At 64.1% G+C, this 25,796-nt stretch carries 24 protein-coding genes; 13 read left to right on the forward strand and 11 right to left on the reverse strand.

The features are described 5' to 3' along the window. Window positions 1–101: 101 nt before the first annotated feature. The 6 genes from CQ12_RS09390 to CQ12_RS09415 all read right to left on the reverse strand — a co-directional run bounded on the left by CQ12_RS09390 (window position 102) and on the right by CQ12_RS09415 (window position 7,878). On the reverse strand, window positions 102–587 hold the full coding sequence (locus tag CQ12_RS09390) for a peroxiredoxin (protein ID WP_057835107.1): 486 nt from the start codon (window positions 585–587) through the stop codon (window positions 102–104). A 107-nt stretch (window positions 588–694) separates the two neighbouring features. Next, window positions 695–1,246 carry a DUF924 family protein gene (locus CQ12_RS09395; protein ID WP_057835026.1) on the reverse strand — a complete coding sequence of 184 codons (552 nt, stop codon included), beginning with the start codon at window positions 1,244–1,246 and terminating at the stop codon, window positions 695–697. A 22-nt stretch (window positions 1,247–1,268) separates the two neighbouring features. Continuing rightward, window positions 1,269–2,951, reverse strand: a complete 1,683-nt coding sequence (locus CQ12_RS09400) for a long-chain fatty acid--CoA ligase (protein ID WP_057835027.1) — start codon at window positions 2,949–2,951, stop codon at window positions 1,269–1,271. A gap of 274 nt (window positions 2,952–3,225) precedes the next feature. Beyond that, a complete protein-coding gene (locus CQ12_RS09405) occupies window positions 3,226–4,677 on the reverse strand; it encodes a D-alanyl-D-alanine carboxypeptidase family protein (RefSeq protein ID WP_057835028.1) in 1,452 nt (483 codons plus the stop codon). A 225-nt stretch (window positions 4,678–4,902) separates the two neighbouring features. Next, window positions 4,903–6,681 carry a glucan ABC transporter ATP-binding protein/ permease gene (locus CQ12_RS09410; RefSeq protein WP_057835029.1) on the reverse strand — a complete coding sequence of 593 codons (1,779 nt, stop codon included), beginning with the start codon at window positions 6,679–6,681 and terminating at the stop codon, window positions 4,903–4,905. Window positions 6,682–6,801: 120 nt separating this feature from the next. Next, window positions 6,802–7,878 carry an ABC transporter substrate-binding protein gene (locus CQ12_RS09415; protein WP_057835030.1) on the reverse strand — a complete coding sequence of 359 codons (1,077 nt, stop codon included), beginning with the start codon at window positions 7,876–7,878 and terminating at the stop codon, window positions 6,802–6,804. Between the two features lie 244 nt (window positions 7,879–8,122). Between CQ12_RS09415 and CQ12_RS09420 the strand changes: the two genes are divergently transcribed. From CQ12_RS09420 to CQ12_RS09440, 5 genes are all read left to right on the forward strand, one after another. Further along, window positions 8,123–8,515: a hypothetical protein gene (locus tag CQ12_RS09420; RefSeq protein WP_057835031.1), complete on the forward strand. Its 393-nt coding sequence runs from the start codon at window positions 8,123–8,125 to the stop codon at window positions 8,513–8,515. A 123-nt stretch (window positions 8,516–8,638) separates the two neighbouring features. After that, window positions 8,639–9,064 (forward strand): phosphoribosyl-ATP diphosphatase, encoded by a 426-nt coding sequence (gene hisE / locus CQ12_RS09425; protein WP_057835032.1) that lies wholly within the window; start codon window positions 8,639–8,641, stop codon window positions 9,062–9,064. A 63-nt stretch (window positions 9,065–9,127) separates the two neighbouring features. After that, on the forward strand, window positions 9,128–9,709 hold the full coding sequence (locus CQ12_RS09430; protein WP_057835108.1) for a YqaA family protein: 582 nt from the start codon (window positions 9,128–9,130) through the stop codon (window positions 9,707–9,709). Between the two features lie 64 nt (window positions 9,710–9,773). Next, window positions 9,774–10,331 carry a hypothetical protein gene (locus CQ12_RS09435; RefSeq protein ID WP_157088103.1) on the forward strand — a complete coding sequence of 186 codons (558 nt, stop codon included), beginning with the start codon at window positions 9,774–9,776 and terminating at the stop codon, window positions 10,329–10,331. Between the two features lie 216 nt (window positions 10,332–10,547). Next, window positions 10,548–11,516 (forward strand): NAD(P)H-dependent flavin oxidoreductase, encoded by a 969-nt coding sequence (locus tag CQ12_RS09440; protein ID WP_057835034.1) that lies wholly within the window; start codon window positions 10,548–10,550, stop codon window positions 11,514–11,516. An 84-nt stretch (window positions 11,517–11,600) separates the two neighbouring features. Here the strand turns inward: CQ12_RS09440 and CQ12_RS09445 are convergent, their stop codons facing one another. Further along, entirely contained in the window at window positions 11,601–13,088 is a 1,488-nt protein-coding gene (locus CQ12_RS09445; protein WP_057835109.1) for an aldehyde dehydrogenase family protein, read from the reverse strand. A 114-nt stretch (window positions 13,089–13,202) separates the two neighbouring features. Here CQ12_RS09445 and CQ12_RS09450 point away from each other — a divergent pair, with 114 nt between their 5' ends. The 3 genes from CQ12_RS09450 (at window position 13,203) to CQ12_RS09460 (ending at window position 16,019) form a co-directional block, all read left to right on the forward strand. Further along, window positions 13,203–14,291, forward strand: coding sequence for a substrate-binding domain-containing protein (locus CQ12_RS09450; RefSeq protein WP_057835035.1), 1,089 nt, complete (start codon window positions 13,203–13,205; stop codon window positions 14,289–14,291). Between the two features lie 95 nt (window positions 14,292–14,386). Continuing rightward, window positions 14,387–15,124, forward strand: a complete 738-nt coding sequence (locus tag CQ12_RS09455; protein WP_057835036.1) for an SDR family NAD(P)-dependent oxidoreductase — start codon at window positions 14,387–14,389, stop codon at window positions 15,122–15,124. 121 nt (window positions 15,125–15,245) lie between these two features. Further along, the gene (locus CQ12_RS09460) at window positions 15,246–16,019 is read left to right on the forward strand and encodes a thioesterase family protein (protein WP_057835037.1); all 774 of its coding nucleotides are present in this window, start codon (window positions 15,246–15,248) and stop codon (window positions 16,017–16,019) included. A 30-nt stretch (window positions 16,020–16,049) separates the two neighbouring features. Here CQ12_RS09460 and CQ12_RS09465 read toward each other — a convergent pair whose 3' ends face one another. From CQ12_RS09465 to CQ12_RS44950, 3 genes are all read right to left on the reverse strand, one after another. After that, on the reverse strand, window positions 16,050–17,618 hold the full coding sequence (locus CQ12_RS09465; protein WP_245309820.1) for an ABC transporter substrate-binding protein: 1,569 nt from the start codon (window positions 17,616–17,618) through the stop codon (window positions 16,050–16,052). 114 nt (window positions 17,619–17,732) lie between these two features. After that, the gene (locus CQ12_RS09470) at window positions 17,733–19,301 is read right to left on the reverse strand and encodes an ABC transporter substrate-binding protein (RefSeq protein ID WP_245309822.1); all 1,569 of its coding nucleotides are present in this window, start codon (window positions 19,299–19,301) and stop codon (window positions 17,733–17,735) included. 60 nt (window positions 19,302–19,361) lie between these two features. Next, complete coding sequence (locus CQ12_RS44950; protein ID WP_063799711.1) at window positions 19,362–19,898, reverse strand: hypothetical protein; 537 nt, start codon at window positions 19,896–19,898, stop codon at window positions 19,362–19,364. A 595-nt stretch (window positions 19,899–20,493) separates the two neighbouring features. Between CQ12_RS44950 and minC the strand changes: the two genes are divergently transcribed. The 4 genes from minC (at window position 20,494) to CQ12_RS09495 (ending at window position 22,901) form a co-directional block, all read left to right on the forward strand. Then, window positions 20,494–21,192 carry a septum site-determining protein MinC gene (gene minC, locus CQ12_RS09480; protein ID WP_057835039.1) on the forward strand — a complete coding sequence of 233 codons (699 nt, stop codon included), beginning with the start codon at window positions 20,494–20,496 and terminating at the stop codon, window positions 21,190–21,192. A gap of 21 nt (window positions 21,193–21,213) precedes the next feature. Further along, entirely contained in the window at window positions 21,214–22,029 is an 816-nt protein-coding gene (gene minD / locus CQ12_RS09485; RefSeq protein ID WP_057835040.1) for a septum site-determining protein MinD, read from the forward strand. Beyond that, complete coding sequence (gene minE, locus CQ12_RS09490; RefSeq protein ID WP_187399268.1) at window positions 22,026–22,322, forward strand: cell division topological specificity factor MinE; 297 nt, start codon at window positions 22,026–22,028, stop codon at window positions 22,320–22,322. Before minD ends, minE begins: the two co-directional genes overlap by 4 nt. 66 nt (window positions 22,323–22,388) lie before the next feature. Then, entirely contained in the window at window positions 22,389–22,901 is a 513-nt protein-coding gene (locus CQ12_RS09495; RefSeq protein ID WP_057835042.1) for a cupin domain-containing protein, read from the forward strand. A gap of 50 nt (window positions 22,902–22,951) precedes the next feature. Here the strand turns inward: CQ12_RS09495 and CQ12_RS09500 are convergent, their stop codons facing one another. Next, the gene (locus tag CQ12_RS09500) at window positions 22,952–24,514 is read right to left on the reverse strand and encodes an AMP-binding protein (RefSeq protein WP_057835043.1); all 1,563 of its coding nucleotides are present in this window, start codon (window positions 24,512–24,514) and stop codon (window positions 22,952–22,954) included. Window positions 24,515–24,612: 98 nt separating this feature from the next. Here CQ12_RS09500 and CQ12_RS09505 point away from each other — a divergent pair, with 98 nt between their 5' ends. Then, window positions 24,613–25,593: an NAD(P)H-dependent flavin oxidoreductase gene (locus tag CQ12_RS09505; RefSeq protein ID WP_057835044.1), complete on the forward strand. Its 981-nt coding sequence runs from the start codon at window positions 24,613–24,615 to the stop codon at window positions 25,591–25,593. Window positions 25,594–25,796: the final 203 nt, after the last annotated feature.

Raw genomic sequence — 25,796 nt, forward strand, 5'->3', positions numbered from 1 at the left:
AACCGCTTATGCGGAGACAGATCCCTCATCCGGCGGACTGCGTCCGCTACCTTCTCCCACAAGGGGAGAAGGAAGAAGGGTGTCCTGTGCGGACGCTTAGCTCAAAGCTGCCCCAGCAGCGTATCGCCGCCGGAAACTTCCACCTTGCCGGGCGCCGGCTCGAGGTTGAGCTTTTTCACCACGCCGTCGTCCACCAGCATCGAATAGCGCTTGGAGCGGATGCCGAGGCCGTTGCCGGAGGCGTCGAGCTCCATGCCGATCGCTTTGGCGAAGTCGGCATTGCCGTCGGCGAGGAATACGGCTTCGTCGCGCTGGTCGGTGTCGCGCTTCCAGGCGTTCATGACGAAGGCGTCGTTGACGGAGACGATGGCGATGGTGTTCACGCCCTTGTCCTTGATCGCATAGGCGTTGAGGAAGATGCTCGGCAGGTGCATCTTGTGGCAGGTGCCGGTATAGGCGCCGGGCACCGCGAACAGCGCCACCTTCTTGCCCTTGAAAATATCGTCGGTGGTTTTGACCTGCGGGCCTTCCGCCGTCATCACGCGAAACTTGGCTTCTGGCAGCTTGTCGCCAACTTGGATCGTCATCGTCAATTCTCCCTCAATGAGCGCTGTTTTGTAGCCCTTGCGGCTCGCCGGCACAATATTGACCCGGCTCGAAACGGCAACGGCAAAGGTCGTTCACGCTTGCGTCATCAGGGCGCAAATCCGCCTTCGTCCAGGAAGGCCTGCTCCTCTGGAGTGGTCGTGCGACCCAACAAGCGGTTGCGGTGGGGAAAGCGACCAAAGCGTCGGATGATATCGGCGTGGTGCTCGGCCCATTTCAGGTTTTCGGCATTCCCCGCCGCGCGCGTCAGCTCGATGCAGCGGAGCTGGTCGGAGAGGTGCTCCGAATGGTTGAACGGCAGATAGAGGAATTCCCGTAAAGCGCCATCGATCCGCGCGTCGACACCGCGCGCGATGGCGCGATGCACCACTTCGCGTGCCCGGGCATCGCTGGCATAGGTTTTGGCATCGCCGCGGAACATGTTGCGGGGAAACTGGTCGAGCACGATGACGAGCGCCAGCGCGCCGTCATCGCTCGTTTCCCATGATGATAGTTCGCCGGCGGCTGCCTTCTGCCACAAGTCCAGATAGCGCCGGCGCACTTCCGCATCGAACGCGTCGTCGCGCTTGTACCAGCAGCTGGGGCCGGCGTCGCGCCAGAAAGCCAGGATGTCGGCCGGCGCGACGCTTGTCTCGGTCATGTCAGAGGTCCGCGGGCCCTCTTCAGGCCGCGGCCTTCTTCTCGTCGCGCAGTTCGCGGCGCAGGATCTTGCCGACATTGGTCTTCGGCAGGTCGGTCCTGAATTCGATCTGCTTGGGCACCTTGTAGGCGGTGAGCTGCGTGGTGCAGAACTTGATGACGTCGTCGGCCGAGAGGTTCTGGTCCTTCTTGACGATGAAGGCCTTCACCGCTTCGCCGGACTTCGCATCCGCAACGCCGATCACGGCGCATTCCAGCACGCCCGGATGGCTCGCGATCACTTCCTCGATCTCGTTCGGATAAACGTTAAAGCCCGAGACCAGGATCATGTCCTTCTTGCGGTCGACGATCTTGGTGTAACCACGCTCGTCCATCACGCCGATGTCGCCGGTGCGGAAGAAACCGTCCGCGGTCATCACATTCGCGGTCTCTTCCGGTCGGTTCCAGTAGCCGGCCATCACCTGCGGGCCCTTGGCGCAGATCTCGCCGGCTTCACCGAGCGGCACTTCCTTGCCGTCGTCGTCGCGGATCGAGAGGTAGGTCGAGGGCACGGGGATGCCGATCGAGCCGGAGAACTGGTCGGTGTCGGCAGGGTTGCAGGTCAGCGTCGGCGAGGTCTCGGACAGCCCGTAGCCTTCCGACAGCGCGCAGCCCGTGACCTTCAGCCACTTCTCGGCGACCGGCTTTTGCGTCGCCATGCCGCCGCCGAACGAGGTCTTCAGCTTGGAGAAGTCGAGTTTGTCAAAGCCGGGCGTGTTCAACAGGCCATTGTAGAGCGTGTTGACCGCCGGGAAGCTGTTGACCTGATATTTCTGCAGCTCCTTGATGAAGCCCGGCATGTCGCGCGGGTTCGGGATCAGGAGGTTGACGCCACCGGCGCGCATCGCCAGCAGGAAGCACGCGGTCAGCGCGAAGATGTGATAGAGCGGCAGCGCGCAGACGATGAAGAGCTGCTCGACATGCGGCGGCTTCTTCAGCGCCGGTTGCAGCCAGGCGTCGTTCTGCAGCACGTTGGCTAGGATGTTCCTGTGCAGCAGCGTCGCGCCCTTGGAGACGCCGGTGGTGCCGCCGGTATATTGCAGGAAGGCGACGTCGTCGCGGGCAAGCTGCGGCTTGCTGAGCTTCAGGCTGCGGCCGGCTGAGAGCGCCTCGTTGAAGGAGACCGCGCCCGGGATCGACCAGGCCGGCACCATCTTTTTCACCTTGCGCACCACCAAATTGACGATCACGCCCTTGAAGCCGAGCAGGTCGCCCATGCTGCCGACGATCACGTGCTTGACGGACGTTCTCGCGATCACCTGCTGCACCGTGGTGGCAAAATTCTCCAGCACGATGATGGCTTCGGCGCCGGAATCCTTAAGCTGATGCTCGAGCTCGCGCGGGGTGTAGAGCGGGTTGACGTTCACGACAGCATAGCCGGCGCGCAGCACGGCGGCGGTCGAGACCGGATACTGCAGCACGTTCGGCATCATCAGCGCGACGCGGGCGCCCTTTTGCAGGCCCTTGCTCTGCAGATAGGCGCCGAGGGCTGACGACATCTCATCGAGGTCGCGGTAGCTGATCGACTTGTCCATGCAGATGAACGCCTTGCGATCGGCGAACTTCTTGAAGCTCTCTTCCAATAGCTCAACGAGCGACGAGTACTGGTTGACGTCGATATCGGCGGGCACGCCGGCCGGATATTGCTTGAGCCAGATCCGCTCCATGGTATTCCCCTCTGGTTTCGAGCCCGCTCTGATTGTATCAGATCCGTGCTCCAATTTTTGTTATGACGCGTTTTCTTGATGCGAGCTGGTATTTAGCTTCGCTCGAAAACGCTATGGCTCCCTGTTTCTTGGCCGGGCGCGCCTTGTTTTGGGCAGTATTGTGAATGCAGCTGCCGATGGCAAGCGGCTGTGCGCTATCGACGCATTGCGGCGAGCTGGAATAGTTCAGCCGAACGGCAGCAAAACTGCCTAATTACGTGGCCCTGCGGCCCCGTTAACCAGCCGGCTTGTTTTCGCCCTTGGGTTTAGCGGCGGCATTGGGCTTGGCCGGCTTCGGCGCCGGCTTGTCCCCGACGGCCGCAGGCCTGGCGGCTGCGGGCTTCGCGGCCGCGGGTTTGGTGGCCGGCTTTTTTTCGGCCGATGTGGCGGCCGGGGCCGGCTTGGCGGCAGCCTCCGGCTTGGCGTTCGCGTGCTTGACCGCAGCAGGCTTGGCGGTCGGCTTCGCGCTGGCTTCAGCCTTTGGCGCCGCGCCATCAGGCTTCTTCGCCGCGATCTTCGATTTCTTGCCGCGCTTGGCCGACGACGCCTGCTTCTCGGCCTCCGCCGCAACGGCCGCGATCAAGGCGGCGCCGGTCTTGGTCGGGCCGGTGTATACCGGAACGGGTTCGGAGGGCTCCGCCGCGGCCGCCAGCAGATCCGCCGGCTTGATCGGGTGCTGTAGCCCCGCCGTGAAGAATGAGACCGCGGTCTCACCGGTCGAAGCGTTGCCGTTGCTGGCCACGACATCCGGGTCTTCGTCTGTGGCCGGACGCTTGCGCTTGCCGCCGCACATCTCCTCGCGGAGGTTCGGCGGTGTCGCATCGACGGGAACCAGACTGTCGACGCTGCCGAGCGAGGGCTTCAGCCAGCCAAGCCCGCCGCCGAAACCACGCTCCAGCAATTGCGCTGCGCGCACCGCCCGCTGCTGCCCCGAAGAGGAGCCGAGCACGACGGCGATCAGCCGCTTGCCGTTACGCGTCGCAGAGGCAACCAGGTTGTAGCCGGAAGCACAGATGAAGCCGGTCTTGAAACCGTCGGCGCCGGGATAGCGTCCGATCAGCTTGTTGAAATTCTGCGTCACCCTGCGGCCGTAACGGATCGAGGGGATATGCATGAAGTATTCGTACTCCGGCAGATCGCGGATGACGGCGCGCGCCAGCATCGCAAGATCGCGCGCCGAGGTGACCTGTCCGTCTGCCGGCAGCCCGTTCGGGTTGACGTAGCTCGTCTGCGTCATGCCGAGCCGTTGGGCGGTCTGGTTCATCATGCCGGAGAAACCGTCGACCGATCCGCCGACGCCCTCGGCGAGCACCACGGCCATGTCGTTGGCCGACTTCACCATCATCATCTTCAACGCGTTGTCGACGGTGATCTGGGTGCCCGGAGGAAAGCCCATCTTGGACGGCGACTGCGAGGCGGCGACCGGCGACACCGTGAGCAGCGTGTCGAGCGAGAGGCGTCCTTCCTTCACCGCCTTCAGCGTGACGTAGGCGGTCATGATCTTGGTGACGGAAGCCGGATACCAGGGCATCGTCGCGTTGTCGGCCTGCAAGACCTTGCCGGTATCGGCTTCGACGACCAGGAGCGCTTCGGCGTGCGCACCGCGCGGCGTCACGACGGCGAGCGCTGCCGCAACGAGAATCCAGGTGAGCGACGGGCTGCGAAGCAGCGGGCGAAGAAGGTGCACTTTTCCGTTCCGGTTCTTTGAGACCCGCCTTCGAAAAGGAGGTCCTTGAGATCTAGCGTTCGGGTTTCAAGCGTGTCCGGCGCCGTTGCTTTGCGGCGATGCAAACCTATACCGGCTTGGCTATTCAGAACAGGGGCCGGGCAATTAAATCGTGGACGAAATCGTGGCAGATTCGACGGTATTTGACCGTGACGGCGCTCACCCAGGTTCCTGGCTCACCCCGTCTTATTTGACTTCGATTCCGGCGCGCGCGCTCTCCTGCACCATGAACTGGGCCTTGGCGAGTTCCGCAAAACGTCCGCCCTTGGCGACCAGTTCGTCGAAAGTTCCGCTTTCGATCACCCGGCCATTGTCGAACATCAGGATCCTGGTGGCATTGCGGATGGTCGAAAGCCGGTGCGCAATCACGAAGGTGGTGCGGCCCTTCATCACCTCGTCGAGGGCAGCGTTGACCTTGGCCTCGGTCACGGCGTCGAGCGCGCTCGTGGCCTCATCCAGGATCAGGATCGGCGGGTCCTTCAGGAGTGCGCGGGCGATCGACAGGCGCTGGCGCTCGCCGCCGGACAGCATGCGGCCGCGCTCGCCGGCATGAGTATCGAACTTCTTTTCGCTACGCTCGATGAAGTCGAGGGCCTGCGCGCGGGTTGCGGCGAGGCGCATTTCCTCCTCGGTCGCATCGGGCTTGCCGACCAGCAGATTGTCTGAAATCGAGCGGTTGAACAGCAACGCTTCCTGGAACACCACGCCGATGTTCCGCCGCAGCGCGGTCAGCTTCAAGGCGCGGATATCCATGCCGTCGATCTTGATGATACCGGATTGCGGATCGAAGGCGCGGTGCAATAGTGCGATCGCGGTCGATTTGCCGGCGCCGGTCGGGCCGACCAAAGCGATGGTCTGGCCGGGCAGGGCGGTGAACGAAACGTCTTCGACCGCGGGCCGCTTGCCGTCATAGGAAAACGAAACGTCGTGGAATTCGACGAGGCCGGAAAGCCGCCCGGTATCGACCGCGCCGGGCCGGTCGCGCACCGCCGGCACCGCGTCCAGCACGTCGAAGAATTCCTGCAGGCGGGGCGCCTCCATGAACACGCTGTTGATGAAACTCACCACCTGTTCGAGCTTCTGGATCAGCATGGTCGCGAAGCTCACGAACATCACGATCTCGCCGACCGTCGTCTGTCCCTGCGCGTGCAGGTAGATGCCTACGGTAAAGATCGCGAGCACGGTGATGGTAGTGGAGGCACGGGTGATGACGGTGACCAGCGCCCACCAGCCCAGCACCGGCATCTGCGCGGCGAGCAGTCTGTCGGCGACGAAGCGCAGGCCCTGCACTTCGGCATCGATCCGCACGAAGCTCTGCACCAGCGCGACGTTGCCGAGCGCGTCGGAGGCGCGGGCGGAAAGATCGCTATACTGCGCCTCGACCTCGCTCTGCATGCCGTAGGTCTTGCGCACCACCAGCGTGGTCAGCACCGTGAACACCACGCACAGCACGAACAGCAGGATCGCCAGCCGCCAGTTGATGTAGAGCGCGAGCGGCAGCAGCACGACCAGCGATAGGATCGCCGCAAAATGCTCGCGGAAGAATCCGAGCCAGAGCCTCCACAGCGCGTCGGTGCCGTTCAGCATCACTTTCATCAGCCGGCCGGAATGAGTGCCGGTGTGGAAGGTCAGCGGCAGTTGCATGATGTGCTCGAAATAATCGGTCAGCACCGCCTGGCGCTGCCGGTGCGCCAGCTTGTCGGCATGGAGCGCGACCAGCGCGCTGCATGCGATGGTGAAGAGGCCGAACGCCGCCCACGCCGCCAGCAGCGGCCATGCCGAATTCGTCGCCAGCGGCCCCGTCTGCGGCTTGCCCGAAAGTACGTCGACGATCTTGCCGAACAGCACCGGCTCGGCGAATTGCGCGCCGGCCAGCAAAAGGTTGGCGACGGCGAGAATCCAGCCCAGCCGCGCCTCCTTGCCGAGCAGTTCGAGGACACGGGTGTAAAGGCGCAGCATGGACATCAGAGGGGCACTCGCAAGGCGATTCAGTTACCCATTGTAGGCCGGGATCGCTCGGGACGACTAGTGAGATGGACGCATGCGTCAGGGATAAGCCCGGGCGCCGGCAGATGATGGCGGCGCTCAGTTGATCTGCCGCCCGTTGGGCGGGGGCAGGAACTGGTCGTCGAAGATATCCGACGCCTGCGGCCGTTTCTGAAACTTGAAATCTTCCGCAACCTGATCGATCGAGCGCTCGAAGCGCGCCGGATCGATCGCGCCGATGCCGTTGCGTTTCACTTCGCTGGTCAGGATGTTGTCGCGCAGGATGGTTTGCAGGCGCTCGAGTTCGAGGTCCTTTGCGCCGCCATCCATGCGGTTGGCGACCTCGGTCGCGGCGGCTGCGGGATCCTTGACCGTGAGATACAGGCCGCCGATCACCGCTCGCACGAAGCCTTTCACCGCCTCGGGCTTGGCGGCGGCGAGTGCCGGATTGACGATAATGGCGAAGCCATAGGCCTCGCAGCCATAGTCGGCGAATTTCAGCACCGCCAGATCGTCGGCCGGCACGCCACGGTCTCGCAGATTGATCGCCGAGAGATAGGAGAACCCGGTCACGGCATCGATCTGGCCCGCCGACAGCATCGGCTCGCGCACCGCGGCGCTGATGCTGCTCTGTTTGACGTGCTTGAGCTTGATGCCGTTCTGTTGCGCCACCGCCGGCCACAACCGGACCGACAGGTCGCCCTCGGCGACGCCGAGGGTCTTGCCCTCGATGTCCGACAGCATGCGGACACCGCGGCTCTTGCGGGCGATGATCGCGTAGGGCGCCTTGTTGAACAGCACGAACACCGCCTTGATCCGGGGGCCGCCCTGCTTGTCCTTGTCGCGAAACCGCATCAAGGCGTTGATGTCGACCATCGCGAAATCGCTGGTGCCTGCCGCGACGCGCGCGATAGCGTCCGACGATCCGCTGGCAATGTTGGTCGTGACCGCAAGTCCCTCAGCGCTGAACAGGCCGCCATTGGCCGCCATCACGAACGGCGCCGCCGCGGCATCGATCGGCCGGTCGAGCGAGAACTGGATCTGGAGCGGAGGCCGGGGTTCGTCTGCGGCGCGGGCGCTGCTCGTCGTAAACCCCGCCACGGCGCAGAGGCCGGCAAGATAAGCCAGGAGAACGCTCAGGAGAGAGCGGATGGCGTTGGTCCTGATCGCACGCATCGAGATTACATCAGCACGAGGTGGGACAAGTTGCCGCGCGGGCGATGTCTGTTTGATGACGTCGCTCACGGCATGAATCGCCCTTGGGCGAGCCATTGTGCAGCTTCTAACCTGAACGGCCGATGACTGCCATGATTTTGCCCGAGATCGTTCAGCTGCCGTTCGGATTGGGGAACCTAATGTGCACCCTAGTGGTTAGCTATCGAGGGCCTGTCAGGCCACAGCTCCCACGGAGGATGTTGAGATGTTTGCGCGAAAAGGTGTGTTCTCATCGATCGGCCGCGCCGGCGCGGTAGCGACGGTTGTAGCGGTGGCGTTGACGGCAGTCGCGCCGACCACGACGTTCGCCGGCTCGGCGCCATCGAGCAAGGGCGTCACGGCCTCGACCGGGACCAGCGACGCGACCGACATCAGCGCGCGCCGCAGGTATTATCGCGGTGGCGGTGGTGGCGCTGCGGCAGCGGCGGCCTTCGCCGGCATCGTCGGCACGGGCTTGGCGATCGCGGCCACCCAGAACCGCCGCGACTACTACTATGACAACGGCTACGGCTATTATGGCGGTCCGGGCTATTACGGGCGCTCCTATTACGCGCCCGGCCCGGCCTACTACGGCAGCCCCTATTATAACGGCTGGTGAACGGGATCGCTAAAATCGTGACCATTAAAGATGAATCCACCGGCCGGGCGGCCGGTGGATTTTTTTATGGTTGCAGGCCCGGCCGTTAACACGCCGGGCACGGTATTGGATTAGGTTCGAAGCATGAGTGATTCGCTCGAACGGCTTTATCAGGCTGTTATCGCAGCCAGAGATCTCGATCCGGCGACGTCGCGCACGGCCCGGCTGTTTCAGCGCGGCCCATCCAAGATGGCCAAGAAGCTCGCCGAGGAAGCCATCGAAGTCGTGATCGACGCCGTCAACGGCAAGACCGACGCGGTGATCCGGGAGAGCGCCGACCTGCTCTACAACCTCACCGTTCTCTGGGCATCGGCCGGCGTGAAGCCCGCTGACGTCTGGCGCGAGATGGAGCGGCGCGAGGACCTGCTCGGTATCGCCGAAAAGCTGCCCAAGCCCGTCAAGTCGTCGAAAACGTCTCCCATCGCGCCGTTGCCCAAGGCAACAGCAGTCCCAGCAGGACGGCGGCGAATTGTCGCGCTGGAAGGCCGTTCTTTGCGCAAGCGGCACTAAATCCCCTCAAATTCCGAGTGTTTCCGGCATGGACAAATCCGCTCCATGATGGTTCATGCGCGCATGCTCAAACGGACCTACGACTGGTGCATCAACGCCGCCGACAAGCCCTATGCGCTCTGGATCATGGCGGCGGTCGCTTTCGCGGAAAGCTCGTTCTTTCCGATCCCGCCCGACATCATGCTGTTGCCGATGTCGCTGGCGCAGCCGAAGAAGGCGTGGTGGTTTGCAACCGTCTGCACGATTGCGTCCGTGGCCGGCGGGGTGGTCGGATACGCCATCGGTGCGCTGCTCTATGACTCCGTCGGGCACTGGCTGATCACCGTCTACGGTCTCAGCGACAAGGTCGAAACCTTCCGCGCGTCCTATGCCGAATGGGGCGCGGTGATCATCCTGCTGAAGGGATTGACGCCGATCCCCTACAAGCTCGTGACCATCACCTCGGGATTTGCCGGCTACAACATCTGGCTGTTCATCCTGTGCTCGATCGTGGCGCGCGGCGGACGGTTTTTCGTGGTCGCGGTCCTGCTCAACCGCTACGGCGACGTGATCCGGGCCGAGCTGGAAAAGCGCCTCGGCACGTGGGTGGCCATCGGCGCCGTCGTTCTGGTGCTCGGCTTCTACATCGCGTTCAAGCTGGTCTAGCGCTTTGCCGGCATCCCGGCTTCACGTTACGGTCGGTCCCATGCCCGGTTCAGTCGGCCGTTTGATGAAGTTATGCAGGACGCAACTGGCGACTGCGGGCCTCGTTGCGCCCATGCTGGCGTTCGCTCCCGAGGCCGGCTGGCCGCAGGGCACCCCGCAGCCTTCGCTAGGCCTGCAGTCGCCCGCCCAGCAATCGGTGCCGGCCCGGCCCGAGCCGCAGCAGATCGAGCCGCCTCCGTCCCCGCGCGACGAAAACCCCGGCCTGATCAACGAAATCGGAAAACTGTTCGAGAAATCCAAATCGCTGCTGCCGCCGCTGAAGAGTCCGGCCGAAACCACGGACGACGCGGCCAACAAAGGTGGCGGCGACGCTCTGTCGAACCTCGCCAGGCCCTCGATCATGGTGAGCGGGCGGGCGGCGTGCCTGGTGGCTGCCAACGGCGCGCCGGACTGCAAGGCCGGCGCCGACCGGCTGTGCCAGAGCAAGGGCTACAAGGAAGGCAAGAGCCTCGATACCGATGCCGCCGAGAAATGCTCGCCGAAAGTGTACGTGCCGGGCTACAAGCGCCAGCCCGGCGACTGCAAGACCGAAAATTATGTGACGCGGGCGCTCTGCCAGTAGCGTATGATGCCGAAAGTCCCGCCTGGCTCATGATGCGGGAAAAGAAGATCTTGAGCAAACAAGGCGTTGGCGCGGGAAGGCCGGGTTGCGGAAAACTCAACGCGGCAGCGCAAAAACGCAATACTTGACACTGGAAAGATTGCCTTGTTGGTATGATGCCCGGCATCTCTACGGCGATGCCTCACTCGCTCGAATGAACCTGAAGGATCGCTTCGTATGTCCATGCCCGCGCTGTTCAAGGGCCGCCTGTCGATACCCGTGATCGGGTCGCCGCTGTTCATCATCTCCGTGCCTGATCTCGTGATCGCCCAGTGCAAGGCCGGCGTGGTCGGATCGTTTCCGGCGCTGAATGCGCGCCCTGCATCGCTGCTCGACGAGTGGCTGGCGCGGATCACGGAAGAACTCGCGGCTTACGACAAGGCGCATCCGGAGCGGCCGTCGGCGCCATTCGCGGTGAACCAGATCGTCCACAAGTCCAACAACCGGCTCGATCACGACCTCGCGGCCTGCGAGAAGTACAAGGTGCCGATGCTGATCACCTCGCTCGGCGCGCGCGAGGACCTCAACAAGGCCGCGCATAATTGGGGCGGCATCGTCTTCCACGACGTCATCAACCAGAAATTCGCGCACAAGGCGGTCGAGAAGGGCGCCGACGGCCTTGTCCTGGTCGCGGCTGGCGCCGGCGGCCATGCCGGCACGATCTCGCCGCTCGCCTTCGTCGAGGAGACGCGCTCCTGGTTCGACGGTCCGATCGCGCTGTCGGGCGCGATCGCCAATGGCCGCGCCATTCGCGCGGCGCGCATTCTCGGCGCCGACTTTGCCTATATCGGCTCGGCCTTCATCGCGACCGAGGAAGCCAACGCGGTCGAGGCCTACAAGGAGATGATCACGTCCTCGTCGGCGGAAGACATCGTCTATTCCAACCTGTTCACCGGCGTGCACGGCAATTACCTCAAGCCGTCCATCGTCAAGGCCGGCCTCAATCCAGACGAACTGCCGACCTCCGATGCCTCCAAGATGAGCTTCGGCACCGACGCCTCCGGGGAGCGAACCAAGCCGAAGGCATGGAAGGAGATCTGGGGCTCGGGCCAGGGTATCGGCGGCATCGGCAAGGTGGTGCCGGCGGCTGAACTGATCGCCCGGTTCAAGAAGGAATATGACGAGGCGGTCGACCCCGCGCTCTGAATAGACTGACGCCCTCTCCCTTGCGGGGAGAGGGCGGCCAAGGCCGGCCTTGGAGGTACAGGCTTTGGCGATAACGTGTGGCGCTCACACGTTCAGATTCATCCACACCGCCTTCGGCTCGGTGAAATTCTCCAGCGCGGCCGTGCCGTGCTCGCGGCCGAGGCCGGAATCGCGCACGCCGCCCCATGGCAGTCGCACATCGGTATAGCCGTAGGTGTTGATCCAGACCGTGCCGGCATTCGCCTTCTTCGCGAAGCGCTGCACGCGTCCGATGTCGCGGCTCCAGACGCCGGCGGCAAGGCTGTAGGCCGTGCCATTGGCGATGCGCAGCGCGTCCGCTTCATCGCTGAATTTGATTACGCTCACCACAGGCCCGAAGATTTCTTCCTGCGAGATGCGCATCTCGTGTTTGACATTGGCGAACACGGCGGGGCTGATGAAGTAGCCGCGGTCGCCGACGCGCTCGCCGCCGGTGGTCAGAAAGGCGCCTTCGTTGCGGCCGATATCGACATAGTCGAGAATGCTCTTCATCTGCTTCTCGGAGATGACCGGCCCCATGGCGGTGGCGCGGTCGGCGGGGTCGCCGATGCGGATTGCCTTCGCGCGCTGCGTCAGCCGCTCGACCACCTCGTCGTAGACCTTCTCGTGGGCGAGCACGCGCGAACCGGCGGAGCAGACCTGGCCGGCATTGAAGAAGATCCCTGATGCCGCCGCCTTGCTGGCCGCCTCGATATCCGCGTCGTCGAAGATCACGTTGGCGGACTTGCCGCCGAGCTCGAGCGACACGCGTTTGAAGTTGCCGGCCGCGCCGCGCAGGATGCCGCGGCCGACGCCCGGCGAGCCCGTGAACGTCACCTTGTCCACATCAGGATGATTGACCAGCGCGTCGCCGACCACCCGGCCGGGACCGGTGACGATGTTGAGCACGCCCGGCGGCAGGCCGGCTTGAAGCGCCAGCTCGCCGATCCGCAACGCGGAGAGCGAGGTCAGCTCCGCGGGCTTCATTACGATGGTGCAGCCGCAGGCCAGCGCGGGCGCCAGTTTCCACATCCCGATCATCAGCGGGAAATTCCAGGGAACGATCGCCGCGACCACGCCGACCGGTTCGCGCACGGTGTAGGTCAGCGCGTCATCCCGCGTCGAGACCACCTCGCCAGAGATCTTGTCCGCCCAGCCCGCATAATAGGTCAGCGTATCGATGGCGGCGGGGAGATCCTGCCGCAGCACGCCCGCGATCGGCTTGCCGGCGTCGAGACTTTCGAGCGCCGCGATTTCTTCCGCGTGCGCTTTCATCAGGTCGACGAGCCGGAGCAGGATCTGGCCGCGCTCGGAGGCGCGCATGCTGCGCCACGGCTCCTCGAAGGCACGGCGGGCTGCCGCGACCGCACGATCGACGTCGACCTCGTTGCCTTCCGCGACGGTAGCGATGACCTGTTCGGTGGCGGGATTGAGCGTCTTGAACGTGCGCCCGGAAACGGACGGGACGTGCTGGCCGTCGATCAGCAGCAGCCGCGGCTTGGCCGAGGGCGCGACAGGGATCGGCTCACGCGAATAATCATATGCAATCGACATCATATTTCCTCCGCTTGTTGTCCTAGAACTTAGGAGGTTATTTCCAGCAGTAAATATGATATGATCTGCCTATGGTTCGTGGATATATGCAGTCCATTTCATAGGTTGTCGTCGATGCACCACATTGAGATCGAGACCGTCTGGCGCTTTCACAAGGAAGGCAGCCCGCAGACCGCGGTGGTGATGCTCGGCGTTCTCAACGAGATCCGGAAGACCGGAAAACTCACCAATGCGGCGAAGCACGCCCAGCTTTCCTATCGGCATGTCTGGAATCTGGTCGAGCAGTGGTCCGACTTTTTCGGGGTGCCGCTGGTCGAGACCCATCGCGGCAAGGGCACGGTGCTGACCGCCTTCGGCGAAAAACTGGTGTGGGCCGGGGAGCGCATGCAGGCCCGTCTCGGTCCGCAGCTTGAAAATCTCGCGCAGGAACTCGCAACCGAGATCAAGCCCTTCCTGCATCAACGTCCGTCCGTGATCCGGGTGCACGCCAGCCACGGCTTTGCGGTCTCCAAATTGCGCGAATTGCTCGACCGCGAGCCCGGTATCGGCGTCGATCTGCGCTATGTCAGCAATCAGAATTCGCTGGTGTCGCTGGCGCAGGGCGCCTGCGATCTTTCCGGCGTGCATCTGCCGCGCGGCGAACTGCGCGCGCAGGGCATCCGCGCCTGCAGGGAATGGCTCGATCCGCGCGAGGACCGCGTGATCAGTTTCGTGACGCGCGAGATGGGGCTGATGGTCAAGCGCGGCAATCCGCTTGACATCAACACGCTCGATGACGTCGTCGAGCGCAAGGCGCGCTTCGTCAATCGCGATCATGATTCCGGCACGCGCCTGCTGTTCGACCAGTTGCTGGCGCTGCGTGGGATCGACGAGGCCAAAATCAACGGCGCGCAGCAGATGGAGTTCACTCATGCCGCCGTCGCCGCCTATGTCGCCAGCGGCATGGCGGATGTCAGCTTCGGCGTCGAGGCGGCGGCCCGGCAGTTCGGGCTCGATTTCATCCGGTTGCTGACGGAGGATTACTTCTTCGTCTGCAAGCGCGCATTTCTGGAGACCGAGCCGATGCAGCGCGTTCTCGACATCATGAAAGGTCGCGAGTTTCAGGAGGGGGTCGCGAGCCTGCCCGGCTATGTCGCAACCCGCACCGGAACGGTCGATACCGTCAAGGCGTTTCTGGAGAGCGTGGGGTCGAACGCCACGTGATTTTCTGCCGGCGCCATTCACGTGGTCGCGCTTCGACTCCGGCTCTTCCGGAATGGTATGGTTGCATCCGCTTTTGACGTCAGGAGAGGCTTGCGATGGCGAACGGACAGGATCTGGGCGCGCATGTCGCGCTGGTGACGGGCGCGTCCCGCGGCATTGGTGCGGCGGTCGCGCTCGCGCTGGCCGAGGCCGGCGCTGCCGTCGCGGTCAATTATCGCGAACGGGCAGGGGATGCCGAGGCCGTCGTCGCCAGGATCAAGGCGAATGGCGGCCGTGCGTTCGCGGTGGCGGCTGATGTCTCGCAGGCTGCAGCCGTGGCACACATGGTCGAGCAGGTCGTTTCCGCGCTCGGCCCGGTCGATATTCTCGTCAACAATGCCGGCCTGGCGATCGTGCGCGGCGTCGATGATCTCACCGAAGACGATTTCGATCGCACCATCACGGTGAACCTGAAATCGGCGTTCCTGTGCACGCAGGCGGTGCTGCCGACGATGCGGGCACGCAAATGGGGCCGCATCGTCAACATCTCCTCGGGCGCGGCGCGCGGCGCCGGCGCCATCGGCGTGCACTACAACGCCTCCAAGGCCGGCATGGAGGGTCTTACACGCGGCTATGCGGCGCGGCTGGTCAAGGACGGCATCACCGTCAACGCGGTGGCGCCGTCGCTCATCGAAACCGACATGATGGGCGGCCGCACCGACCTCGCGCGCAACATCCCGCTCGGTCGCATGGGCCAGGCCGATGAGGTGGCGCAAGCCGTCGCGATGGTGCTCGGCAACGGCTACATGACCGGACAGACCATCGTCCTCAATGGCGGCATGGCCTTCATTTGACGCGCTGCCTTGCTCTTTGTCTCCCGCGAATGACGCACGGCGCCCTGCCTGCAGCGGTCTCGACTCGGCGCGCTCGAGCAGGCAAGAAGCTGTTCCCTTGATCGACAGGACCTCTCATTCAATGGATGCCATCTTTCGCGTCGACGGTAACGACGTCGTCACCAGTCCGTTCGCGGCAGGTCCATGGGACCCGAGCATGCAGCATGGTTCGCCGCCGGCGGCGCTGGTGGTGTGGGCGGCGGAGCGGATAGCGACGCCGGTCGCCATGCGTATCGCGCGCGTGACCGTCGACCTGATGCGCCCCGTGCCGGTGGCGGCGCTGACCATCGAGACCGAAGTGCTGCGCGAGGGACGCAAGATCCAGCTCTGCGCCGTCAGGCTGCTGGCTAACGGTGTCGTTGTGGTCGGCGCGACCGTGCTGAAGATCAAGGTGCAGACCCACGCATTGCCGCCCGAGGCCGCGATAGAGCCGGTCGAACTGCCGGGGCCGGACGAGTCGCGCGTCGAGCACGTTGATTTCTCCTCGAGCCCTTTCGTCACCGGCATGTCGCTGCGCGCTGCCCGCGGCCATTTCGGCGTGCCGGGACCCGGAGCGATCTGGTATCGCGTCGACCGGCCGATCGTGGAGGGCGCAGCCGTTTCGGAGGCGATGCGGACGATGGCGGCGGCAGATTTCTGCAACGGCACCTCGGCCGTGCTGGATTTCCGTGCGTGGACCTTCCTCAATGCCGATCTGACGGTGAATTTTTCGCGGGAGCCGGAGGGAGACTGGATCCTGCTCGATGCCGACTCGTGGATTGGCCCCGACGGTGCAGGCCTCGCCATGGCGCGGCTTGCCGATCAGCGCGGCTACTTCGGCCGCGCCATCCAGAGCCTCGTCATCGAGAAGCGCTGACCTGCGTACCGCTATCTTTTCGACTGCGGCCTATTCAAGATCGACCGGCTGGAAACGGCCGCTCTCGTCGAGCGCCGTGCCCCAGATCTTGTGCGAGGCCGTGTGGTCGGAGCGGCCGAAGCCGAGCTGTACGCCGAGGCCGAGATCGAGATTGCGGGTGGCCTCCAGCGTATCGACCAGCTTTTCGATATCGAGCTGCGCGCCGGTACGCTTGAGCGCGTCGATCAGGATGCTGGCCGCGACGAAGCCTTCCAGCGAGGCATAGTCCGGCGCCTCGCCGGGGAAATATTTGGCCAACGCATTCTTGTACTCGAGCACCGCGCTCGAATGCCCTGAAACCGCCGGCACGACCTGGGTGACGAGGACGCCGGTCGTGTAACGCGGCCCCAGCAGCTTCAGCTCCTCGGCCAGCGACGAGCCGCCGACGCCGGAGATGCTGGTGAAGATCATCTCGGGATAGAGGTTGCGCGTCTTCTCGATGAACTTGGCGGCGGCCCGGTAGGAGGCGGCCATGATGATCGCCCGGACCGGCACTTTCTGCAGCCGCAACAGGTTGACGGCCTCGTCGACCTCGATGGTGTTGCGCGGGTAGTTGAGCCGCAGCAGTGCGCTGTCGTTGATGCCGAGCGCGCGATAGGCCTTGGCGACGCCGGCAAAGCCGGCATCGCCGAGATCGTCCTGCTGGGCGAACACGGCGATCTGCCGGACCGGGATGCGACGTATCTTCACCAGATAGCGCACCGCGGCGTCGGCTTCCTCGGCATAGCTCGGGCGGTAGTTGAAGACATAGCGGTCGGGCGGATCGCGGCGCACGACGTTGCCGCCGGTATACGCCCCGAAGAACAGCATCCGCCGCTCCAGCGCAAAGGGCACGGCCACAGCGGCGGTCGCCGTGCCGATGCTGCCGATGATGCCGAAGATCTGATCCTTCTCGTAGAGCTGCCGTACGGCCTGCAGCGTGCGCGCCGGCTCGTTGCCGTCGTCGGCAGCGATCAGCTTGAGCATCCGGCCCCCGATGCCGCCGGAATCGTTGACGCGGTTGAATGCGGTATCGATGCCGATCTTCATCTGGCGGCCGCGCTCCCGCACCGGGCCGGTGAAGGCCGCCGTGATGCCGAAGCGGATTTCATTGTCGGATACGCCGCGGACCGTGCTGACCGGATTTCCGAAGCTGACCGCCGGGGGCGGCGGGGCCGGGGCGAAAGCCGGCGCGGTGGGAGCGGCTGGCGCGGGCGCGGATGGGCTGAGCGACTGTTCGAGATCGGCGAGTCGGCGTTCCGCCAGTTTGCAATCCATCCGTCCCGTCGCGACTGCATTGCGACCGTCCGCAACGCTGCGGTCGAACAATTGCGCGAGTTCCGAGCGCTGCGCCTCGGCGGCGGCGGCATCGCGAATGACGCCTGCAAATTTCTCGATGACCGTTTGGATCCGCGGCCGCGCAATATCGGGGCAGGACAGCGCCGAACCGATCACCGGTCCGACGCGGCCGGCAAGATCGCGGACGAGGTCGATCTTGTCGCCGGGGGCCGCGTTGGCGGCTGTTATGAAAAAGGCACTAAGTAAAAACGCAATCCGACGCAGGCTTACTAAAATACTCACCACACAACTCTCGAGGTCCAAATTTTTGCGATTGAAGTTTCCTGAAATGCCGGCGCGCCGCATCGAGGGCGCAATGATTGCCCTGACGATGCGGCTGCACTGGTAGCGTTTTGATCATTCGAGCTCGAGCGGCTGATAGCGTCCGCTCTCATCGAGCGCGGTGCCCCACACCTTGTTCGAGGCCTGATGCTCGGAGCGGCCGAAGCTCAGCTGGGTCCCGAGACCGAGGTCGAGATTGCGCATCGTCTCCAGCGTGTCGATCAGCTTCTCCGTATCGATCTGTGGGCCGGTTCGCTTGATGCCCGCGATGAGGACGTTGGCGGCGACATAGCCTTCGAACGAGACGTAGTCGGGCGCCTCGCCTGGGAAATACTTGGCGAGCGCGTTCTTGTATTCGAGCACGGCGGATGAATAGCCCGACACCGCCGGCACTACCTGCGTCACGATCACGCCGTTCGTGTAACGTGGCCCCAGCAGCTTCAGTTCTTCGGCAAGCGCGGTGGAGCCGACGAACGAGACGTTGGAGTAGATCAGGCCGGGATAGACGTCGCGCGTCTTCTCGATGAACCTTGCCGCGGCCCGATAGGTCGCGACCATGACCACCGCCTTGATCGGCGGCTTCGCGAGCTTCAACTGATTGATGGCGTCGTCCACGTCGACGGTGTTTCGCGCATAGTTGAGCCGAAGGATGGAGCCGTCGTTCACGCCCATGGAGCGGAAAGCCTTCGCGACCCCTGCAAATCCGGAATCGCCGTACGAATCCTGCTGCGCAAAGACCGCGATCTGGCGCGGCTGCAGCCGGCGTATCTTGACGAGGTAACGAACGACCGCGTCGGTTTCCTGAACATAGCTGGCGCGATAGTTGAAGACGTAGCGATCCGGCGGATCGTTGCGCAGGATGTTGGAACCGGTGAAGGCCCCGAAGAACAGCATCCTGCGTTCGAGCGCGTAGGGAATCGCGACCGCCGAGGTCGGGGTGCCGACATTGCCGACGATGCCGAACACCTGGTCCTTTTCATAGAGCTGCTTCATGGCTTCGGGGGTGCGCGACGGCTCGTAACCGTCGTCGGCGGCGAACAATTTCAGCATCCGCCCGTCGACGCCGCCGGCATCGTTGATCCGGTTGAAGGCGGTTTCGATGCCGAGTTTCATCTGGCGTCCCAGCTCGCGGGCCGAGCCGGAGAAGGGGGCTGCGATGCCGAAGCGGATTTCCTTTTCGCCGATGCCGCGCGGCAGCGGACCGGTCGGAACCGGGGCGGTCGGCGCGGTTGCCGCATTCGCGGCGGTTGCCGCCGCGGCAGGCGAGGGACCGATGACGCTGGAGAGGCTCGGTCCCGAGATCGAGCGCTCGAGATCAGCGAGCTGGCGGTCGGCCCGGATGCAATCGATCTTGCCCGAGCTGACGGCAGTGCGGCCGTCGGCGACGCTGCGATCGAACACCTGTGTGAGATCGGAACGCTCGGCCTCGTTTGACGAGGCCTCCCGGATTACCTGAGAAAACTTGTCGACGATGGTCTGGATGCGGGGACGCGCAATGTCACGGCAGGCTTGGGCCGAGCCGATCACGGGACCGACGCGGCTTGCAAGATCGCGCACGATCGCGATTTCGCCGGCTGCCTGGGCGCTGCCCGCGATGCCGAGGAGCACGGCACCGACCAGTAAGGTGATCCGATGCGAGGTCATGGCAAACTCCTTGAGAACAAGATCACAGAAAGCCGGGCATTATCGGCCCGCCGCCTGGGATCATGGGGTGGTGCGTTGTGGCGCGGCCTGATCAGGCTTCTCGTGCCACTGCATGAACTGCTTGAGCAATTGCGACTGATCCGACGATGCCGGAGCGTTCGGCGGCGTGGAAGCGAGCAGGGACTGGAACTCGCTGAGCGCGGGCTTTGACGCGCTCTCGCCGGATTGGAACAGGGCGGCCTTGATCGACTGTACGATGCCGGTGGACGCCGACGGCTCACCGTCGCTTTGCCGCGATCCCGGCACGGCGACGACGAAGAACAGCGCCACGAGCGCGGCGACGCCGATGGCGCCAGCGAAGCGCGCCGCGACGGTCCACAATGCCTTCTGCGACTCGGGTTCGTGCATGACCTGCGGATCGAGGGGATGACGCAGCGCATCGGATACGGCGCTCTGGAGCTGGGTATCGAATGACGCCGAAGCGAACGGTGTATCGGGGCTTGCGTCGCGCACCGCCGACCGCTCACGTAGCGAGCGCGGCGCGTAGTACAGGGGATCGCGGGGATTGATGTGGTCCTGCTCACTCACACTACTCATACGCTCACTCCTCATGACGCTTGGCGGGTGCCCCGGCGGATTGTCTGGCGGCGAAACGGCGGTCGACGTGTCGGACAAGACTTCCAGGTCATGGAACAGGCGCGCGGGATCGTCCACCCCCGCTTCCTGTCCGCTCTCGAGTGCGGTTGGAAGATTTGCATCAGGGGGCGCGGCGTCGTCCTTCCGTTCGACGTCACCTGTCTGCGGGATCACATCCCGCGGCCACACCTTCCCCACGGCTTCCACTGCCCTCGTCCCCTGTCGGCAAATGTCCCGTCTGCCCGACGGAATGAACTGCCGGACCCTGGAATCCGCCAGCCATACATAAGTTTGTTGGAACCGCGCGAGGACGAATTTAGGTCGGAAACGTGACGAAAGTAAGTTGAGCTCTCGTTAACTACAACTCACAAGATCCTTGTTTTCAAGGCTTTGGCGCGCAACCGGGCGAGGCTGAAAGCAAGAATCGGCCACAAATGCGCCGGATTCGCCGCTGGGTTCGCCGTTTTCTGCGCGCAGCACGGGTTTTCCCATTAATTACTCGTTAACCAAGTTCGTCGATTCTTAACCATTCACTAAGAAAGGCGAGTCGAACATCATGGACGTCCGAGCGGATACCACGCGTCAACTGGTCCGGCTGCGCGGCCGTTCGTATGTCGCTTTCGTATTCAGCCCCGTCGTGCCGATCGTGGACTGGCTCGGCGAGATCGACGCCACGCTGGCGCGCTCGCCCGGCTACTTCGTCGGCAAGCCGATCGTGCTCGATCTCTCCGCAGTCGATCTCAGCAGCGCCGCCATCGCCCATCTGCTCGGCAGCCTCGGCGAGCGCAACATCCGTGTCCTCGGCATCGAAGGCGTTGAGGAAGAGCGCCTGGCGGCGAACATGCCGCCCTTGCTGACCGGCGGCCGCGCCTGCGTAATCACACGAAACGAGCCAGCGCAGAAGTCGGAGCCCGAGAAGCCGAAACCGACCTCGCTCCTGCTCGAAACTCCGGTGCGCTCGGGCCAGTCCATCGTCTTCATGGAGGGCGACGTGACGGTGTTGGGTTCGGTCGGGTCGGGCGCAGAGATCGTCGCCGGCGGATCGATCCACGTTTACGGAACGCTCCGCGGTCGCGCGATGGCGGGCGTCAACGGCAATTCCAACGCGCGAATCTACTGCCAGAGGATCGAGGCCGAGCTGCTGGCGATCGACGGCTACTACCAGACTGCAGAAGAAATCGACGACTCGCTTCGCAACCGTCCGGCGCAGGCCTGGCTGGAAGGCGACACCATGAAAATTACCCCGCTGAATTAACCGGCTCTAAGGAGATCAAGTATGGCCAAGGTCCTGGTCGTTACCTCAGGCAAGGGAGGCGTTGGAAAAACCACCTCGACCGCCGCACTCGGCGCGGCGCTTGCGCAAGGCGGACAAAGCGTCGTGGTGGTCGATTTCGACGTCGGCCTGCGCAACCTCGATCTGGTGATGGGCGCCGAACGCCGCGTGGTGTTCGACCTCATCAACGTGGTGCAGGGCGTCGCCAAGCTGCCGCAGGCCTTGATCCGCGACAAGCGACTGGAAAATCTCTGGCTGCTGCCGGCTTCGCAGACCCGCGACAAGGACGCGCTGACCGACGAGGGCGTCGGCCGCGTCATCGGTGAGCTCAGGAGCCGGTTCGACTGGATCCTGTGCGACAGTCCGGCGGGCATCGAGCGCGGTGCGACGCTCGCCATGCGCTATGCCGACGAGGCCGTCATCGTCACCAATCCCGAGGTTTCCTCGGTGCGCGATTCCGACCGCATCATCGGCATGCTCGATTCGAAGACGGTGAGGGCGGAGCGCGGCGAACGCGTAGAGAAGCACGTGCTGATCACCCGCTACGACCCGGCGCGCGCCGCGCGCGGCGAGATGCTCAATATCGACGACATCCTGGAAATCCTTGCGACGCCGCTGCTCGGCATCATCCCAGAGAGCCAGGACGTGCTTAAAGCGTCCAACGTCGGCACGCCGGTGACCCTGAACGATGCCGACAGCGCGCCGGCCCGCGCCTATATCGACGCCTCGCGTCGCCTGATGGGCGAGCAAGTCGCCATGGTCGTGCCGGTCGAGCGCAGGGGCTTCATGAACCGGCTGCTGGGACGGAGGGCTGCATGAGCATGAGGCTGCTGCGGCTGTTCGGCGGCCGTAATGCGTCCGCCCCCGTTGCGCGGGAGCGGCTGCAGATTCTGCTGGCGCATGAGCGCGGGCTGCTCGGTCAGTCCGACCTCCTGGTCACGCTGCGGGAGGAGATTCTCGCTGTAATATCGAAACACGTGGCGCTCGATCCGGACAAGGTGATCGTCAAGCTGGATCGGGGCAAGACGGTCTCGACGCTGGAAGTCGACATCGAAGTGCCCAACAATTTCGACAAGTCGAAAGCGATCACCGAAAGGCGCATGGCCGGCTGAACCAAGGGATCGATCGACGACTGGTTTGCCGATAGGGTGAGGGACAACCCTCACCCGGGTAGCACAATGACCAGCGACATGACGGCGGATGAAGTTCTGAAGCTGCTCAGCCTTGAGCCGAATGCCACCTGCGGCTTCGTCCGCGAGACCTATCGCGCGACGCAGGAAATCGCTCCAGGCGGACTGCCGGCGCCGTTCGCCGATGGGCGCCCGTTGGGGTCGGCGCTGTACTTCATGGTAACGCCGCAGGCGCCGGTGCGGCTGCACCGGATCCGCAACGATCAACTGTATCACTATTATCTCGGAGATCCGATCGAGGTGCTGCTGCTGCACGGGCAGGGTGAGCACGTCATCGTCGGGCCCGATCTGCGAGCGGGCCACCGCGTGCAGTTGCTGATACCGGGCAACACCTTTCACACGGCGCGCATCATCGGCAGCAAGCGCTGGTTCCTCGGCGCCAGCACGGAATGGCCGGGGGTGATACAAGCCGATGTCGAACTCGGCACGCCGGAGCTTCTGACGAAAGAGTTTCCGAACGTCGCCGCCGACATCCGCGATTTTCCGCAGCCGGTAAACTAACCGGCCGGACCGGCCCATCGCCGCGGCTCGCTTGCCCTGGCCGAAGGCAGCTATCCCACCATCCGCTCCCGGCCGGTCCAGAAGCCGGCCTTCAGCACCTTCTTGTCGACCTTGCCGACGCCGGTCATCGGCAACTCGCTGACGAACTTGATGTGCTTGGGCGCATGCGCCGGACCCTTCTTCGCCTTGACGAGGTTGATCAACTCGTCGGCGTTCGGCCGCGCCCCTTCGCGGGCGACGATCACGGCGGTGACGGCCTCGCCCCATTTGTCGTCGGGCACGCCGACGACTGCGACCATCGCGACGTCGGCGTGCTGCGACAGCACATCCTCGATCTCGCGCGGAAAGATGTTGAAGCCGCCGGAGACGATCATGTCCTTCTTGCGGTCGAGGATGAACATGTAGCCCCGCTCATCGACGCGCGCGATGTCGCCGGTGTGCAGCCAGCCGTTCTTCAGCGTCTCGGCCGTGGTTTCCGGCCGCTTCCAGTATTCGGCCATCACATGCGTGCCGCGCACGCAGATCTCGCCGGCCTCGCCGGTGGCGACTTCCTGGTCGTCATGATCCAGTATCTTGACCTGGCACGCCGCGATCGGGAAGCCGCAGGACAGGAACAGCTCCGGCGTCCTCGGATCGTGGTCCTTCTTGCGCAGCACCGACACCGGATAGCATTCGGTCTGGCCGTATAGCTGGGAGAACACCGGCCCGATCCGCTCGATGCCCTCGACCAGCCGGCTCGGCGACATCGCGGAGGCGCCATACAGCAGCAGTTCGAGCGAGGAGAGGTCGGTCCTGTCGAGCGCGGGATGATCAAGCATGACGTAGATCATCGTCGGCACGAACAGCGTGAAGTTGATCTTCTCGCGCTCGATGGTCTTGAACACCGCCTCGGGATCGAACCCCTTCATCATGTGCACGGTGCCGCCCCGCATCAGCGTCGGCAGCACCTTCGTGCCCGCGACGTGGCTGATCGGGGCGACGGTGAGATAACGCGGCGTATCTGGGATTTCGAAGTCGGCGAGGATCGCATTGGCCCAACTGCCGTACTCGCGATGATGGCGCAGCGCGCCCTTGGATTTACCGGTCGTGCCGCCGGTGTAATTGAGGGTCGCGATATCGTCGGTCTGGGCGAAGCTACGCGCCGTGGCGCTGCCAGCGCTCTCGATCGCCTGCAAGAGGTCGGCGCCGTAGCTTGCAGGGCCAAGTGTGAAGACGGTCTTCAGGCCCGACGCCCTGGCAGCAAGCTCGCCGCCGCGATCGCGGAACGTCACCCCGTCCACCACCAGCATCTGCGCTTCGGAATCTTCCAGTTGAAACAGTTGATCGTCCAGCGAACCCAAAGGATGCAGCCAGGTGATCGCGAACCGCGACAATTGCGCGGCGCAGCCGGCGCACCAAGTATCGGCGCGGTTGGCGGTGAGAAAGGCGACGCGGGTACCGGGCGCAAAGCCGAGCTGCATGAACACGGCCTGCATGCGCCCGATCATGTCGGTCGCGCCGCGATAGGTGATCGATCCGGCCGGCCAGGCGAACGCAGTGCGCTCGGGGTAGCGCGCCAGCGCCCGCAAGGTCTGCTCGCACGCCGCCGGAAACGCATAGAGCGAATTGCTCATCTTCTTCCTCCCGCTGTTTTGTAATTGGCCTTCGTCCGTGCCAATGTGTCCATCACGCTAGCACAACAGATGCGCTGCTCAAGCCGGGAAGAAACGCCTTGCCATCCGCCGATCTGCTCTCGCGCTTTCGCGACCGCCTCAGCCTGCCGCTGATCGCCGCGCCGATGTTTCTCGTCTCCGGTGTCGAACTGGTGGTAGCCGCCTGCCGCAACGGCGTGATCGGCGCGTTTCCGACGGTGAATTGCCGAAGCCCCGAACAGCTCGATGAATGGCTGACGGACATCGATGGCCGGCTGAAGACGCATTCGGATGTCAGCGGCAAGCCCGCCGCGCCGGTCTGTGCGAACCTGATCGTGCACCGCTCCAATGCGCGGCTGGCGCAGGATCTGCAAGTCCTGCTGCGGCACCGGCCAGAAATGGTGATCACCTCGGTCGGTTCGCCGGCGCCGGTAATCGAACCGCTGCATGAGGCCGGCGCGCTGGTGTTTGCCGATGTCGCATCCATCCGCCATGCCGAGCGCGCCGTCGCTGCCGGCGCCGACGGGTTGGTGCTATTGACGGCCGGCGCCGGCGGGCAGACCGGATGGCTCAATCCCTTCGTGTTCGTACGCGCGGTGCGCGCCTTCTTCGATGGGCCGCTGGTGTTGGCGGGCGGCATCGCCGATGGCCACGCCTTGCGGGCCGCGGAGGCGCTCGGTTGCGATCTCGCCTATATGGGCACCAAGTTCATCGCCACCCGCGAGAGCATGGCGGATGAGAGATACAAGCACATGCTCGTCACCAGCAGCGCCGACGATATCCTGCTCACCACGGCGTTCACGGGATTGCAGACCAACATGCTGCGCCCGTCGATCGAGGCCGCCGGCCTCGATCCCGATAATCTGCCGCAGCGTGGCGCGATCGATATCGCTGAGGATATCGACATCGGCGCGCGCGAGAATCGCCCGAAGCGCTGGAAGGATATCTGGAGCGCGGGGCATGCCGTGTCCGGCGTCGGCGAATTGCTCGATGCCGACGAGATGATCGCGCGCACGGTGGCTGAGTATCGCGAAGCTTCGGCTCACATACGACTTGGCTAGGACGAAGGCATCGCGCCTCTCAATCAACTCGCAGCCATTGCGGAACTCTGGCGGTCACGCGCGATATCGGGATTAAATGCCAAGAGAAAACCGCCGCAGTGGCAAACTTCCGACACAAGATCACGGCGAAAACGACCCGATCCGACATGACGCGCGCGCGAAGGCGAGGCCGGTTCCGGTTTCGCTGTCGGGCGCATTTTTTC

The sequence above is a fragment of the Bradyrhizobium jicamae genome (assembly GCF_001440395.1).
GTDB classification, from domain to species: domain Bacteria; phylum Pseudomonadota; class Alphaproteobacteria; order Rhizobiales; family Xanthobacteraceae; genus Bradyrhizobium; species Bradyrhizobium jicamae.

Coding starts and splice junctions, on each gene's coding strand:
- CQ12_RS09390 (WP_057835107.1), bottom strand. CDS start 587: ATGACGATCCAAGTTGGCGACAAGCTGCCAGAAGCCAAGTTTCGCGTG.
- CQ12_RS09395 (WP_057835026.1), bottom strand. CDS start 1,246: ATGACCGAGACAAGCGTCGCGCCGGCCGACATCCTGGCTTTCTGGCGC.
- CQ12_RS09400 (WP_057835027.1), bottom strand. CDS start 2,951: ATGGAGCGGATCTGGCTCAAGCAATATCCGGCCGGCGTGCCCGCCGAT.
- CQ12_RS09410 (WP_057835029.1), bottom strand. CDS start 6,681: ATGTCCATGCTGCGCCTTTACACCCGTGTCCTCGAACTGCTCGGCAAG.
- CQ12_RS09415 (WP_057835030.1), bottom strand. CDS start 7,878: ATGCGTGCGATCAGGACCAACGCCATCCGCTCTCTCCTGAGCGTTCTC.
- CQ12_RS09420 (WP_057835031.1), top strand. CDS start 8,123: ATGTTTGCGCGAAAAGGTGTGTTCTCATCGATCGGCCGCGCCGGCGCG.
- hisE (WP_057835032.1), top strand. CDS start 8,639: ATGAGTGATTCGCTCGAACGGCTTTATCAGGCTGTTATCGCAGCCAGA.
- CQ12_RS09430 (WP_057835108.1), top strand. CDS start 9,128: ATGCTCAAACGGACCTACGACTGGTGCATCAACGCCGCCGACAAGCCC.
- CQ12_RS09435 (WP_157088103.1), top strand. CDS start 9,774: ATGAAGTTATGCAGGACGCAACTGGCGACTGCGGGCCTCGTTGCGCCC.
- CQ12_RS09440 (WP_057835034.1), top strand. CDS start 10,548: ATGTCCATGCCCGCGCTGTTCAAGGGCCGCCTGTCGATACCCGTGATC.
- CQ12_RS09445 (WP_057835109.1), bottom strand. CDS start 13,088: ATGTCGATTGCATATGATTATTCGCGTGAGCCGATCCCTGTCGCGCCC.
- CQ12_RS09450 (WP_057835035.1), top strand. CDS start 13,203: ATGCACCACATTGAGATCGAGACCGTCTGGCGCTTTCACAAGGAAGGC.
- CQ12_RS09455 (WP_057835036.1), top strand. CDS start 14,387: ATGGCGAACGGACAGGATCTGGGCGCGCATGTCGCGCTGGTGACGGGC.
- CQ12_RS09460 (WP_057835037.1), top strand. CDS start 15,246: ATGGATGCCATCTTTCGCGTCGACGGTAACGACGTCGTCACCAGTCCG.
- CQ12_RS09470 (WP_245309822.1), bottom strand. CDS start 19,301: ATGACCTCGCATCGGATCACCTTACTGGTCGGTGCCGTGCTCCTCGGC.
- CQ12_RS44950 (WP_063799711.1), bottom strand. CDS start 19,898: ATGAGTAGTGTGAGTGAGCAGGACCACATCAATCCCCGCGATCCCCTG.
- minC (WP_057835039.1), top strand. CDS start 20,494: ATGGACGTCCGAGCGGATACCACGCGTCAACTGGTCCGGCTGCGCGGC.
- minD (WP_057835040.1), top strand. CDS start 21,214: ATGGCCAAGGTCCTGGTCGTTACCTCAGGCAAGGGAGGCGTTGGAAAA.
- minE (WP_187399268.1), top strand. CDS start 22,026: ATGAGCATGAGGCTGCTGCGGCTGTTCGGCGGCCGTAATGCGTCCGCC.
- CQ12_RS09495 (WP_057835042.1), top strand. CDS start 22,389: ATGACCAGCGACATGACGGCGGATGAAGTTCTGAAGCTGCTCAGCCTT.
- CQ12_RS09500 (WP_057835043.1), bottom strand. CDS start 24,514: ATGAGCAATTCGCTCTATGCGTTTCCGGCGGCGTGCGAGCAGACCTTG.